Raw genomic sequence first — 14,320 nt, 5'->3', positions numbered from 1 at the left:
TTAACCATTCTTTGAAATAAGACTGAGTACACGGCTGTTGAATACACTGCCCTGCCAGGTGATGAGGGACTCTTTTACGATTTCATCTTCCGTGTTAACAGTGAGTGTTTCCTGTTTGCCTTTCATATACTCAATGAGTGCGTATATATTCTTTGCGTAGAGATCACTTGCCTGAGGTGCCATTTGCGAGGGGAAGTTCGATTCCCCGATAATGGTTACCCCATGTGCGGTGATCGTCTGTGATGGTTTTGTGAGCGTGCAGTTTCCGCCGAAATCAGCAGCAAGATCAACAATCACGGAGCCGTTTTTCATCTCTTTCACCATCTCCTCCGTAATGATCTCAGGCGCTTTTCTTCCTGGAACCACAGCGGTTGAAATGATAATATCGTTCCCTTTTACATGCCGCAAAAGAGCTTCCTTCTGCATCTGCAGTTCTTCCGGTGTGGCTTCCCGTGCATAACCGCGCTCATCCTGTAAATTCGCGCCCGGGAGGATATCAATAAACTTACCTCCCAGAGAATGTACCTCCTCCTTCACTGCAGTACGGACGTCTGTCACTTCAACCACAGCGCCAAGCCGGCGTGCGGTTCCGAGTGCCTGCAGCCCTGCCACGCCTGCTCCGATTACCAGAACCTTTGCCGCGGTAATGGTCGCAGCCGCGGTCATAAGCATCGGAAAAATTCTTCCGTAATGATTGGCAGCAGTCAGAGCGGCTTTATAGCCGGCGAGGTTATTCTGCGAACTGAGTGCATCCATCCGCTGAGCCTTGGTGGTACGTGGAATAAAATCCATAGAGATAGCGTTTATCCCGCGTGCGGCCAATTCCTGCATGAGGGCAGTATTCTGCATCGGCTGAAGGAAACTAACAAGGAGCGTATCCTTTTTCAGGAGAGATACCTCATCTTTTCCTTCTGCCTGGGTCAGAGGCTGACGGACTTTGAAGATAATATTTGATGAACTGTATAATTCTTCAGCAGTGGGAGCAATCTTTGCTCCTGCTGCGACATAGTCTGAATCTGAGTAGAAGGCACGATCCCCGGCGCCTTTTTCGATAAGGACGGAAAAACCATCCTTCACCAGTTTTTTAACAACGTCAGGGACCAGTGCCACCCTGTTTTCCCCCGTAAATTGTTCAACCGGAACACCTATTTTCACGGTTTTCTTCCATAAATAATGATAAAATAACCTATTAAAATACAGAATCAAAAATGAATTATGAATCATGAAGTATGAATTGCGCCATAAATGAGGAATTATTCATGAAAGTTGAACGATTTCTCAATAAAGGAGGAAAGTTCTGCAAGTAATAATTTAAATCCTCCGGACTGCGCAGGATTTTGCAATTTATTCCGAAGCCTTGACGCTGAAAAATGGCTGGTGCCTGGGAAAATCAGGCCATTAGGAACGCCTCCAGATGTCAGGGCAGTACTGATAAGAAATCAAAAATTTTCTTTGCGAACTTAGCGACCGTTGAGCATGGTATGCACACAGCCAAGTCTACCCGAATTTTCCGACCTTACCTTGACCCATCAATACTGCGAAATGCACAATTCATAATCCCCTTTTGTTGTATTTTACCTGATTAAAAAATTAACAAATACCGTGAAAACTCAGGAACTTATCGCGAAATACAACTCCCCGGCAAATTTCTTTAACCGTGAATTAAGCTGGCTGGAATTCAACCGGCGGGTGCTTGAAGAAGCCCTGAATCCGGATGCACCGCTGCTGGAAAAGGTGAAATTCCTTTCCATTTTTTTCAGTAATCTGGATGAGTTTTACATGATCCGCGTTTCCGGACTTAAGGAACAGATTCTGGAAAAGCGCCAGAAAGAGACCATTGACGGTATGGATACCATGCAGCAGATTGAAGCAATAGAGCGGAATCTTGAGCCAATGCTGATGCAGGCCAATGATCTCTGGAATAATGAACTGCGCCACCGCCTCGCTGAGGAAGGAATCGTTATTCATGCCTTTAACCATGAACTCAGGCAGCATGACGGCTTCACTCAGGAAGAAGTGGAAATAATGAATGACCACTTCGATAAATATATTTATCCAATTCTCACACCCCTTGCAACCGATCCCGGAAGGCCTTTTCCGCATATCTCCAATCTGAGTCTGAGTTTCGCCATCAAAATCAAATCTCCCAAGGGGGAGGAGCATTTCGCAAGGGTGAAAGTTCCTGCCGGCAAAGGGATGAACCGGCTTTACCGGGTGGATGAAATCCTTCATAAAAAACTTGAATCCTCAGCTGCCCGTTCAGGACCGGTCAGATTCGTCTGGCTTGGTGATCTGATTAAGTGCAATCTGCACAAACTTTTCCCCGGCATGACCATTGAAGGGGCTTACCGTTTCAGAGTTACACGTGACACTGATATAGAAATTCTTGAAGATGAAGCGGATGATCTGCTGAACCTTGTAGAAAAAAATATCAAACAACGGAAATTTGGTCAGGTTGTGCGGCTTGAAGTTGAGTCCAAGATTCCCGAAGATATACTTGATCTTCTGATTGAAAATCTGGAGATTGGCAGAGAAAGTGTTCATCTGCTGCCAGGTGCTATGGCGCTGAGCGATATCATGAGTCTCTATGATCTCCCCTTTCCTCACCTTAAGAATAAGCCATTCTTCAGCCAGAAGCATAAGCACTTTGAGGATGAGACGGATATATTCGCGGTGATTAAGAAAAATGAAGTATTGCTTCATCATCCGTATCACTCATTTTCCCCTGTGGTTGATTTCATTAAACAGGCCGCGGCAGATCCTGATGTGCTCGCCATAAAGCAGACGCTCTATCGTGTCGGCTCAAACTCTCCCGTGGTACGAGCGCTGATTGAAGCAGCCGAAGCAGGCAAACAGGTAGCGGTTCTTGTTGAACTGAAGGCGCGGTTTGATGAGGAAAACAATATCAAGTGGGCGCGTGAACTTGAGCAGGTTGGCGCGCATGTGGTCTACGGATTGCTCGGCCTTAAAACGCACGCAAAAATGACCCTGGTTGTAAGACGTGAGCAGTCAGGAATCAAAAGGTATGTTCATCTTGCAACCGGAAACTATAACGCGACCACTTCGCGCATGTACACGGATATGGGTTATTTTACAACAGATAAGGATATCTGCTCGGATGTAACTGAGGTCTTCAATTTCCTGACGGGATATTCCAAGCAGACCCAGTTCAGAAAACTTTTTGTTGCCCCCTTCAGTCTGCGGGATAAACTTCTTGACCTTATCTATACTGAAATTGACCATGCCTCAAAGGGAAGGGAAGCACGCATTATCTTTAAAGCAAATGCGCTTGTTGACCCGGCTATTATCTGCGCTCTGTATGAAGCATCCGGCGCAGGCGTAAAAATAGACCTGATTATCCGCGGTATCTGCTGTCTTGTTCCGGGAGTACCCGGCTTGTCAGAAAATATCCGTGTTATCAGTGTGGTAGGCAGATTCCTTGAGCATCACCGGATATACTATATCCACAATAATGGTGACGAGATGATTTACCTGAGCAGCGCAGATCTGATGCAGAGAAATCTGGATGGCAGAGTGGAACTGGCTTTCCCAATTGAAGACCCCTCAATCAAGAAATACATTAAGAGCAAGGTGCTTTTCGTAATGCTCAATGATAACATGAAAGCACGGGTTCTGGACAGCAATATGACCTACACCCGCTTGCTGCCCAAGGGGGATGAAAAGCCGCTGGACTCCCAGGAATGGCTCATGAACGAAAGCATGAGAAAAAGCGCAAAAAGGAAGAAAAAAAAGTAATTCAGAATTATGAAGTATGAAGTATAAGATTTGACAGGATTTTTCGCTAAGTCATTATAAAATAAGGACTTAGCTTCCAGTGATTCGTACTACAATCTGCCTTCAGCTGCTCTTGTTATGGGCGGTTTTCACCAAAAATTCTCAAAATCTTATTTTTTTCAAATACGGGTATTATCAGTTTTCGTGAGTATCTCAAATTTTCATCTGAATGATTGTTTTTTTGTTGAATTCGAAGTTTAATAAAAACGATGAAGTCCAGATTACGAAAACAAGAAAAAGGGTGAGTCTCTGAATTATGACCTGTTTGTCCTGACACGATTTTTGCTAAGTCATTATAAAATAAGAACTTAGCTTTTGGGGCTGCTCATTACAGTCTGTATTTTTGCCTGATTCATACTTCATAGTTCATACTTCATAATTCAAGAATGCTTATTTTTGGAGTTTATTTCTAAATAATTACTAAGAACCATGACTATTGAAAGCGTAAGAAATTCACTAAGAAGAGTTGATGATCCGGATCTGAGAAAAGACCTTGTGACCCTTAATATGGTGAAAGATATCAAAATTGTCCGCAATGTCATCCATGTTGAGATTGAATTAACAACCCCGGCTTGTCCATTAAAGGATAAAATCCAGCAGGACTGCATCAATGAAATTAAAAAAGACCACCCGGGTGCAGACGGAATTGATGTAAAAATGGGCGCACGGGTTGTCGGGAAAGCCCCGGCCTCTGGTGCCTCTATTATCCCCGGTGTTAAAAATACTATTGCCGTAGCAAGCGGTAAGGGAGGTGTGGGTAAAAGCACGGTTGCTGTTAATCTGGCAGCCTCGCTTGCAAAACTCGGAGCTTCGGTAGGGCTGATTGATGCTGATATATACGGACCCAGCATCCCCCTGATGCTCGGCATTAAGGAGAAGCCGCGTGTGTATCAGGATAAAGATACCATGAAGATGATCCCGATAGAAAATTTCGGCGTAAAGCTGATGTCCATCGGATTTCTGATTGATGATAATGCCCCGGTTATCTGGCGCGGTCCCATGGCAAGCGGAGCAGTCAAACAGTTTATGTCAGATGTTGAGTGGAGCGATCTGGATTATCTGATTTTTGATATGCCTCCCGGTACCGGTGATATACAGCTTACCCTTTGCCAGACCATCCCCCTTACCGGTGCGGTTATCGTAACCACACCGCAGGATGTCTCACTCGCAGACGCACGCAAAGCGCTCAAGATGTTTGAACGCGTAAATGTACCTATTATGGGAATCGTCGAAAACATGAGTTATTTTATAGCCCCTGATACCGGAAAGAAGTATGATATATTCGGTTCAGACGGCGGAAGCAAATTAGCTGAAGAGAGCAGCACCGCATTTCTGGGAGGAATCCCCATTGATCCGCGCATCAGGATGGGCGGGGATCACGGCAAGCCGATCGTGGTTGAGCATCCGGATTCCGAAAATGCAAAAATCATCATTTCAATAGCACAAAATCTTGCGGCTCAGATAAGCATCAGAAATATTGACGCTGCCATGAAGCCGAAGATGGAGATCGTCATAGAAGAATGAACCTGGAAGAACGTGTAAAAAAAGCCCTTGAAACCGTCCGCCCCTATCTGAACGCGGACGGAGGCGATGTTGAATTAATAACAATATCACCCGACGGAATCGTAAAAGTTAAACTGACCGGGGCATGCAGTTCATGCCCCATGTCTCAGATGACATTGCGCGCCGGTGTTGAGCGTGCATTAATACGCGAAGTACCCGGCATCCGCCGCGTTGAGGCAGTGTAATTAGAGCAAAGGACATTCCGATACCCATGCTGGCTCAGTACCGTAAAACGATTATACTTTCAGCAGCGGGTATACTTGCCGCGGGGCTTGTTTATATATTCTCTGAACTCTTCCTGATTCTTGCCATTTCGCTGCTGATTGCACTGGTGCTGGATCCCATAGTGAATATCTTCGAAAAGCAGCGAATGACCCGCACCACATCAGTATTTATCGTCCTGACCGGGCTTTCATTGCTGATTTATACGGGTCTCACTCTGCTTGTGCCGGCACTGGTGCAGCAATCAGGCGCGCTCATGACCACACTCAAGGGAATTTCAGTGGAGACAGAACTCTCCCGTCTGGAAAACACCATTCATCAGCTATTCCCTTTTCTTGAGCGCGATTTTATCGCCAACCGGCTGCAGACTATCATCAGTGACACTATTGAGAATATTTTTAATCAGTTCGCGGGTATTGTCACCAATGTATTCTCAGTCCTGGCAGTTCTTGTTATACTTCCTTTCACCACCTTCTTCTTCCTTAAAGATAAAGATCAGATCATAAAAAATATTCTGGATATTCTGCCGAATAAATATTTCGAGATGTCCTTTTATATAAGCCGTAAAGTATCATATCAGCTCAGCCGGTACGTTCGCGGCTGGCTCCTTGATGCACTTTTTGTTGGGTTTGCCTGCGGACTGGGATTTTACCTCCTTGGCATTAACAATTATGTAACGTTAGGCATTATAGCCGGACTGGGGCATTTGGTTCCATATTTCGGGCCGATTATCGGCGGCGTTCCGGCATTGATTATTTCACTATTACAGTTCGGTGATCTGTCACATGCACCGCAGATTCTGCTGGTCCTTGCGATTATTTATGTTGTTGACAACGGTTTTGTGCAGCCATATGTGTTTTCAAAGAGTGTAAACATGCATCCGGTCGCCATTATAACGCTGATTGTTGCAGGGGGACTGAGCGGCGGCATATTTGGCATGCTGCTTGCCGTACCCGCAGCTACTGTTATCAGAACATTTATGGTAGAAATATATAACGGGTTTAAGAATTACAGGATAACAAGGGTGAACTATGAAGTATGAAGTGTGAATTTAAAATTCACAATATCCCGGGGAAACTACAGTTCAAGAATCCTTCCAGAAACAATCACATCAATAAATGAATTTTCGAAAACCGTCAGAGACGATGCAAATGCTGACTGAATGCTTTATTCGCCGTAATGTTTTGCATTTGCGTCGTCTCATGTAAGAACATGGGAGCTCTCAGGGAAGAATGCGGAGGGCCTGTTGATTCCTAATCGCTGATTAATCTCTGGATGATTTCCGTGGAATTAACGCCATCTGCTTCGGCGGTGAAATTGGTGATGATTCTGTGGCGCAGAACGGGTTTCATCGCGAAGCGTACATCATCCTCGGAAGGAGTATATCTTCCATTGATGATGGCGTTTGCCTTGGCTGCCAGTATCAGATACTGCGAAGCCCTTGGCCCGCCTCCCCAGCGGACGTAATCTTTTATATACTGCGGTGCAGTCTCCGACTGTGGTCTTGTTCTGCCAACCATGGTTACGGCATAATCAATCACGGAATCAGCGACGGGGACTTTTCTTATCAGTTCCTGAAATCCGATCAGCTCAGATCCGCTTACTGCTACAGAAGGCGCTGAAGCACTCATGCCTGTGGTGCTTCGTACGATTTCCTTCTCTTCTTCATAGGCCGGGTAATCAAGCCAGAGATTAAACATAAAACGGTCAAGCTGTGCCTCAGGAAGCGGATAGGTGCCTTCCTGCTCAATGGGGTTCTGTGTGGCGAGCACAAAGAATGGCTCATCCAATGTATAGGTCTTCCCTGCAACGGTTATTCTGTGCTCCTGCATTGCTTCAAGCAATGCTGACTGCGTCTTTGGAGGCGTACGGTTAATTTCATCCGCGAGAATCACATTGGCAAAAAGCGGACCAGGTATAAATCTGAAATTTCTTTTTTTGCTTACCTGGTCTTCTTCAATGATTTCCGTTCCGCATATATCTGAAGGCATCAGGTCAGGCGTAAACTGAATTCGGTTGAATTTAAGATCTGTGACCTGCGAGAATGTTTTAATGAGAAGAGTTTTAGCCAGTCCCGGAACACCTACAAGCAGGCAATGTCCTTTGCAGAGCATGGAGATAAGAAGCTGGTCAATAACCGCTTCCTGCCCTATGATAACCTTTCCGATTTCTTTTTTTATGGACGCGACTGCCTCAGCAAGCCGCTCTGCCTGTTTCACATCATCCTGCATACTCTCACCGCGGTTACTGTTCATCAGATTTTAATTTCCCAGAAGATTTTTGATTTCAGTTCAGACACAAATTCAGCATACAAACGCTGCTTTTTATATTCATCAGAAAGTTTTTTAAGATCGGTGAAGTCAATATCAAGATCGGGCTTATGCTGGGGAATCCTCTGCTCAATCCAGACGATATGGTAACCGTAGTTAATCTGGCTGACATTAATACGTTTCGGGTAACTGATGTCACCTTCTTTTGTTTTGGTTACTATGTCAAGAAGATTTTTATCAAGCTGCTCCATATAGAATGTGCCTAATGCACCGCCGAAATCTTTTGTTTCAGGATCATCAGAATACTTACGGGCAAAATCGGAAAATTTACCATGTCCCTTGAGAACACTGTCACGTACAGAGGTTAAAAAATCAATAGCATCAAGATCAGCCTCGCTGTCCGCTTTAATCTTAATCAGGATGTGGCGCGTGCTTATAGATTCACCGCGGCGGTCCATAAGCTGTATGATGTGATATCCGACTGGTGATTCTACAATATCAGAAAGTTCGTTTACTTCAAGTGCAAAAGCTGCTGATTCAAATTCAGGATAGAACACACCGCGCTTTACGTAGCCAAGGTCTCCGCCTGCTGCTGCACTGCCGGGGTCTTCAGAATATTTCTTCGCCATTTCGGAGAAATCCGCTCCGGCTTTGATGGAATCAAGTATTGCTTTTGCCAGATCAAAGTATTTCTGTTTAAGAGTGGCTGAGGTCTGGGGATTGCGGAATATATGAGAGAGTTTTACCTTCTCCGGAATTACCCCGAGACTATCTTTGAACTTTGTAAAAAACTCCTCAACTTCTCTTCTGGAAGATTCGATCATGCCGAACTTCTTTTCCTGCATCCGGTTAACCAGAATTTCCTTGCGGACATTATCTCTGATTTCGCGGCGAATCTTTTCCATGGTCATGCCATACATCTGCTCAACTTTTTCCTTTGAACCAACCTGCGAGATGATGGTTTCAATCTGGTAATCAATCTGGCGGCGAACCTCTTCTTCGCTTACCACAATGGAATCAAGCAGTGCCTGAGCATACAACAGCTTTTCCTCAATCATTGCATTCAGGACCTGTGTACGGAGATTTGGATTCGAGGGATCAAGTTTGCGCTGATTTGCGACCATATTAACCTGGAAATCCAGTTCGCTTTTGAGGATAACTTCATTATCAACAATAGCGACAATTTTATCAATAACATCCTGAGCCGGCAGACTTGCTGCAAGTGAGAGGAAGAGAAGAATCAGTAACTTTTTCATAGATAATTTATTTTATTTCAATATCACCTGATGCGTAAAGTTCATCCATCAGTTTTTTAAGAAGGATTTTTCTTTGTGCATCTTTATACATTTCTATAACTAATGATGATATGACGCTCAGCGGCGGCACATCGTTCCTCCGGTACTTTTCCTTTAGCTGAAGGATGGTATACTCCCCCGGACGGGCTGAAAAAATCATGCTGATTTCACCGGGAGAAAAATTTTCCAGAAATTTCTGGGTCTGAAAGTCCGATGTTTCAAAATCATACTCAAAAACATCAACCTGGGAAGAGAGAATTGACGCAGGTTTCGGGAACGTTTTTACCACGCGGTCCCAGGAATCATTAAACAGCCGTTCCCTGAACATCACTGCCCCATCCTCATTACTGAGGGTTGCCCGGTTAAACAGATAGGCACTGCTATTCAGCCGGAATGCTTCCTTCATCGAACTGTAAAAAAGCGTGAGCTCTTCTTCCGAAGGTTCCCGGTAAGCATCCTCAAAGTAACTCTCCAGATACATAGCCACTGCCATCTGACGCTTTGCCCTGTTCAGTTTCAGCGAAAATTCCTTCTCGCCTGTTATACCCGCTTTTTCCGCTTTCTGGAACAGGAGTTCCTCATCCACCCATGAGCGTATATATTCATCACGGCCGGCCCTGCCTGCCGAGGAGGTATCAATGACGGCTGACAGCTCAGACTCTGTCAGCCGCGAATCATTTACCCGGGCGATATATCCGGTTTCATCTTCTTTCTTTTCGCATCCGGTAAGGGAGAAAAGAAGGAGAGAAGCAACCGCTATCTTAGTTAGTACTGCCTTTGAATGCAGATTCAAGTTTTTCGTAGTGTTTAACCGGTTTAAAATCTTTTTCAAGAGATTCAATATAACTTCTCTCAAGACGCTTGCTTTCTTCTTCCTGGAAAGCGCCGCTTACTTCGGCACGGGCTTCTTCAAAGGTTTTTTCACGTGCAGGATCTTTTCTGATCAGCTTAACAATCGAGTAGCCGCCAGTAACCTGGAATGGTGCACTGAATTCGCCCTCATTAGAAAGCTTCCAGGCTTCAGTTGACTGCTGTGATGAGTTCACGTTCAGCAGCTGGAATCTGCCAGCTTTCTCCTTAAAACCGGGGCGTTCGGTAAACTTAGCCGCCAGCGAGTCAAAGTTCTCGCCGTTCTTCAGCATCTGATGATAAACGCTGATAACCGAGTCAGACTTTGAAAAGATTTCAGCGAACTCAACACGGTTTTCAAAACGGTATTTATCGCGTGATTTCTCCCAGAATGCATAAAGGCGGGTGCTGTCAAGTTCGATCTTGCTCCAGACTTCCTGATCCTGCAGTTTAAAGATATATATACCATTTTTATAGTCAGCCATCAGATCGGCAAAATCACTGTTGGTCTGCTCAAGATTAAGAGCATCAATTTCAATAACACGGTCACCGCTGAATTTTCTGAGCCCTTCTTCTATCAGAAGGCGGTTGATCAGGCGGTTGGCAAACTCAGGCAGCGGCATAAGAGTTTCCATGAATTCATTTACAGAAACCTGAATGGTACCGAAGCTGAGAATCGGCTTGGCTTTCAGTTCCGGCCAGTCAGCATTGCGGAATTCATCATTAACGCGGGTGCTGTCTGCTTTTTTGGCAACTTCGTCGACTACCGCTTCATTAACCGTATAGTTATATTTCACTTTCAGGTCAGCAATCAGTTTGCTGTAGTCACGCTCATAGCGTGTATTCTTGTAAATGCGTTTCAGATTTTCCTTATCCTCTTCAAATGTGGGGTAAGGTTTGCGTTCAGTTACCGTAATAATGTGGTATCCGTAACCGGTTTTAACAACATTTGAAACCTGGCCCGGGAGAAGGTTAAAAGCAGTTTCATCAAACTCTTTAACCATCATTCTTCTTTCAAAGAATCCGAGATCACCGCCGTTGCGGGCAGTTCCCTGATCTTCAGAGTGCTGGCGTGCCAGTTCAGCAAAATCAGCACCGTTTAACACGAGCTGATAGATACTGTCAATTTTGGCTTTTGCTGCAGCTGAATCTGCATTGCCGTCAGCATCAAAAAAATCAACCATAATGTGGCTTGCTTTAACCTGCGGAATTCTCTCACGAATCTCGGTAACTTTAATTATATGATAACCATATTTGGTTTTCACTGCTGAGGGATAAATCTCGCCGACTTTTGTTTCATACACAGGATCTTCAAACTCCGGGATGATGGTTCCGGCGGTGATATAATATATATCTCCTCCCTGTTTTTTGGAATATGTGTCGTCAGAATATTCTTCAGCAAGAGTCTCAAAGGACTGACCTGCGCGGTATTTTGCTATCACTTCTTCAGCTTTTTTGCGGGCTGCTTCATCACCGGTGCTGTCAGGACGGATCATAATGTGACTGACTTTATACTCGGTTTTTCTCATATTATAGAGCTCGAGCAGTTTCGGTTCAATCAGGAGCTTCTCCTGAATATACGTAACGCCGACTTTCTTTTTATAGTCGAGCAGTTCGGCCTGCATTTCCTTATCAGCATCATACCCTCTTCTTCCGGCATCCTTCAGCTTCATGCTGAAGTTAACGTAGAGATCGAGGAAGTTTTTGTAAGCGGCAAGGGAATCATCCTTTGCCTTATCGGTACCGCCGGAATTTTTGGCGTACGCTTTTTCGAATTCAGCCATGGTTATCTGAGAATCACCGTATGTCGCTACGACAATCTTCGAGTGTTCAGGGGAGCAGCCGTAAAGGATGATTCCTGACAAAACGAGGAAAATGAATCTTTTTAACTTGGGCATCGTATGGTTCTCCAAAATGTGTGAATCTTAAAAAAGTACAAACTCAAATATGCCTCAAAAAGGGGTATTAAAACAATGCAAAAGAATTATGAATTATAAAGTATGAATTATGAATCTGAGGGGACAAAATATTGTAAAAGTCTGCGATTTTGGCTTAAAAACAAGGATTTTGGATCCGGATTCATCCCCAGGAGGAGGATTTAAAAGGGCATCCATTATTACTCCCCCCGGGGCTGACACCAGATGATGAAAAAATCGCAGGGGAAGTCCTGGATCGTCACAAAATGGCTTCTAAGAACAGGATCTCAGATTTTGACCCAGCAGGACGCAACAAATAAAAAAAGGGAGGAGAATTTTTGAAAATTCTCCTCCCTCAATTTTGTAGCGAAAGCTGTCTATTTTAAGTACGTCATTTTTGTTGTCTGACTTACCTTTTGGCCTGAGACTCCCTGAAATACCGCTCTTGCGAGATAGATGCCTGCGGGAAGGTCGGCAGGGGTAAAGTCAGCTGAGAACTGTCCCGGGGCAACTGCTCCGTTAAAGAGAACCATTGCACGTTCACCTGTCACGGTATAGATCTCAATATTCAGGTTTCCCGCCTCTGGAATATCCGCCTTCATCCGGGTTGAGGGATTAAACGGATTCGGATAATTCTGGAGCAGAGCAAACTCAGCCGGAAGGATATTATCAATCTCTATTTCGTTCATATAGCGGAATGAGCCGCCAAGATCAATCTGCTTTATTCTTACAAAGATTTTTGATGCTGTGGTGTTCAGCAGAATGGAAAAATTATAAACTCTCGCCTGCATGGTCGTTCCGGCACCCTCAACAAATCCTGCGGACTGCCAGTTCAGACGGTCAAACGAATACTCCGGTTCAAAACCATAGTTATTACTTTCTGATGTGGTCTGCCATTCCAGGTTCAGCCGGCCTGATATATATGAAGCTCGCATGCTCCAGCCTTCAACCGGAGTAACAAAATAGGATATTGCGGAGAGAGCATTCACTATACCCCAACCCATTTCACGGTTAGGCGCAGCAGCGTTGGATGCAGTATTTCTGAGAGCATCACGTACCTGCATCGGGGTGAGCGTAGGGTTCGCTGAGAGCACCAGCGCAGCAACACCTGCTGCCAGAGGGCAGCTAAACGATGTGCCGCTTGAAGTTGTATATCCGGTATTTGAAGATGTAGAAGCCACGGTTACCGAACTTCCTCTGGCCATGATATCCGGTTTGGTGCGTCCGTCAACGGTGTTGCCAACACTGCTGAAAGAGGAGCGGTTGCCTGTGCTTCCGACTGCTCCGACTGCTATAACACTGTCTCCGTCTGAAGGAGCACCAAGTGTATTCTGTGTTGAATGAAATCCTTCATTGCCGGCACTGTTCAGCACTACAATTCCTTTTTTAACTGCAAGATCTGCACCTATGGTAATGCGCGCTGTGTTGCCGTCCATACTCTGCCAGGTGTATGAAGGGTAAGGTGCATCAAAACCGATATACCCAAGCGACGTGGAGAAGACGTCCGCACCGATACTGTCAGCCCATTCGGCAGCGGCTATCCAGTTATCTTCCTCTATAGGAGTTTCGGAGTCGGTGTTTTCAGTTTTCGCCAGTATATATGCTGATGAGAATGCCGGACCGATCAGCTGTCCCTCCTTAAATCCGCCGATGGTTGAGAGCGTCTGTGTGCCGTGTCCGCCGTAGCCCATATCCGTTGAGTCCCCGACGCCGGGGTCATTGTTTACGAAGTCCCATTTGGCAATGATATTCATCGTATTAAATGATTCGTGCGACAGACGGTTAAAACCGGCATCCATAACCGCGATGGTAACACCCTGGCCGGTGATGCCGAGGTTGTGCACTTCCGGAACTTTTATCTGGTTCAGCTGAGCGAATGAATTGCCGTAATTGAACACATACACTCCATCCGGCTGTTTCAATAATGAAACGGGTTCATCTTCCTGGATGCGTGCTGGTTTTTTCAGAAGAGCTACAGGATCCGCAAGTTTCACAAACGGAAGCGATTGTATATACTGAAGCTGAGCGGCAGTGGCATAAGCGGATACCGCGTTAAACCAGCGGCTGATATGCTTAATCTGAATTCCGCTCTGCTCAAGACGGCTTATATAGAGTGAATTCACCGGCAGATCGCTTTCATCATAAGGAAGCGTGCCTGGCGCGGTTACTTTTTTTCTCCGTTCAAGAGATTTCGGGGAAACAGGAGTATAGTCCCCCTGCTTAAAGACGGATATATCTCCTTTATCAGTAAAATAAATCCAGACAAGATGGCTTGTGCCGGGGCTGTTATCAGCAATACGGGCTTTCATGCCGGGGGTTAGTTTTTCGCTTCCCTGCTGCGCGGCAAGTGCAGAGGTGAGCAGTATGACTGAAAGAACAATCCAAAATCTGTTCTTCATTTCCGGATCCT

10 protein-coding genes are annotated in these 14,320 nt (G+C 45.2%); 4 read left to right on the top strand and 6 right to left on the bottom strand.

The window, feature by feature from the left end:
* Positions 1-1,224, bottom strand: coding sequence for a Re/Si-specific NAD(P)(+) transhydrogenase subunit alpha (locus HRU80_07230; GenBank protein QOJ28681.1), 1,224 nt, complete (start codon positions 1,222-1,224; stop codon positions 1-3).
* A 378-nt stretch (positions 1,225-1,602) separates the two neighbouring features.
* On the opposite strand from HRU80_07230, the gene ppk1 reads away from it, so the two are divergent.
* From ppk1 to HRU80_07210, 4 genes are all read left to right on the top strand, one after another.
* Positions 1,603-3,756, top strand: coding sequence for a polyphosphate kinase 1 (ppk1, locus tag HRU80_07225; protein ID QOJ28680.1), 2,154 nt, complete (start codon positions 1,603-1,605; stop codon positions 3,754-3,756).
* 468 nt (positions 3,757-4,224) lie between these two features.
* Positions 4,225-5,319: an iron-sulfur cluster carrier protein ApbC gene (gene apbC / locus HRU80_07220; GenBank protein ID QOJ28679.1), complete on the top strand. Its 1,095-nt coding sequence runs from the start codon at positions 4,225-4,227 to the stop codon at positions 5,317-5,319.
* Positions 5,316-5,543, top strand: coding sequence for a NifU family protein (locus HRU80_07215; protein QOJ28678.1), 228 nt, complete (start codon positions 5,316-5,318; stop codon positions 5,541-5,543). The genes apbC and HRU80_07215 overlap by 4 nt, the downstream gene beginning before the upstream one ends.
* A 26-nt stretch (positions 5,544-5,569) precedes the next feature.
* Positions 5,570-6,622 (top strand): AI-2E family transporter, encoded by a 1,053-nt coding sequence (locus HRU80_07210; protein ID QOJ28677.1) that lies wholly within the window; start codon positions 5,570-5,572, stop codon positions 6,620-6,622.
* 211 nt (positions 6,623-6,833) lie between these two features.
* Here the strand turns inward: HRU80_07210 and HRU80_07205 are convergent, their stop codons facing one another.
* The 5 genes from HRU80_07205 to HRU80_07185 all read right to left on the bottom strand — a co-directional run bounded on the left by HRU80_07205 (position 6,834) and on the right by HRU80_07185 (position 14,309).
* Positions 6,834-7,835, bottom strand: a complete 1,002-nt coding sequence (locus HRU80_07205; GenBank protein ID QOJ28676.1) for a MoxR family ATPase — start codon at positions 7,833-7,835, stop codon at positions 6,834-6,836.
* Complete coding sequence (locus tag HRU80_07200; GenBank protein ID QOJ28675.1) at positions 7,835-9,106, bottom strand: peptidylprolyl isomerase; 1,272 nt, start codon at positions 9,104-9,106, stop codon at positions 7,835-7,837. Before HRU80_07200 ends, HRU80_07205 begins: the two co-directional genes overlap by 1 nt.
* A gap of 7 nt (positions 9,107-9,113) precedes the next feature.
* Entirely contained in the window at positions 9,114-9,938 is an 825-nt protein-coding gene (locus HRU80_07195) for a hypothetical protein (protein ID QOJ28674.1), read from the bottom strand.
* Positions 9,907-11,892 (bottom strand): peptidylprolyl isomerase, encoded by a 1,986-nt coding sequence (locus HRU80_07190; GenBank protein ID QOJ28673.1) that lies wholly within the window; start codon positions 11,890-11,892, stop codon positions 9,907-9,909. Before HRU80_07190 ends, HRU80_07195 begins: the two co-directional genes overlap by 32 nt.
* 395 nt (positions 11,893-12,287) lie before the next feature.
* A complete protein-coding gene (locus tag HRU80_07185) occupies positions 12,288-14,309 on the bottom strand; it encodes a S8 family serine peptidase (protein ID QOJ28672.1) in 2,022 nt (673 codons plus the stop codon).
* Positions 14,310-14,320 lie beyond the last annotated feature (11 nt).

Source organism: Ignavibacteriales bacterium (assembly GCA_015709675.1).
Lineage (GTDB): Bacteria > Bacteroidota > Ignavibacteria > Ignavibacteriales > Ignavibacteriaceae > H2-BAC3.
This window is presented reverse-complemented; position numbering and strand designations above follow the sequence as displayed.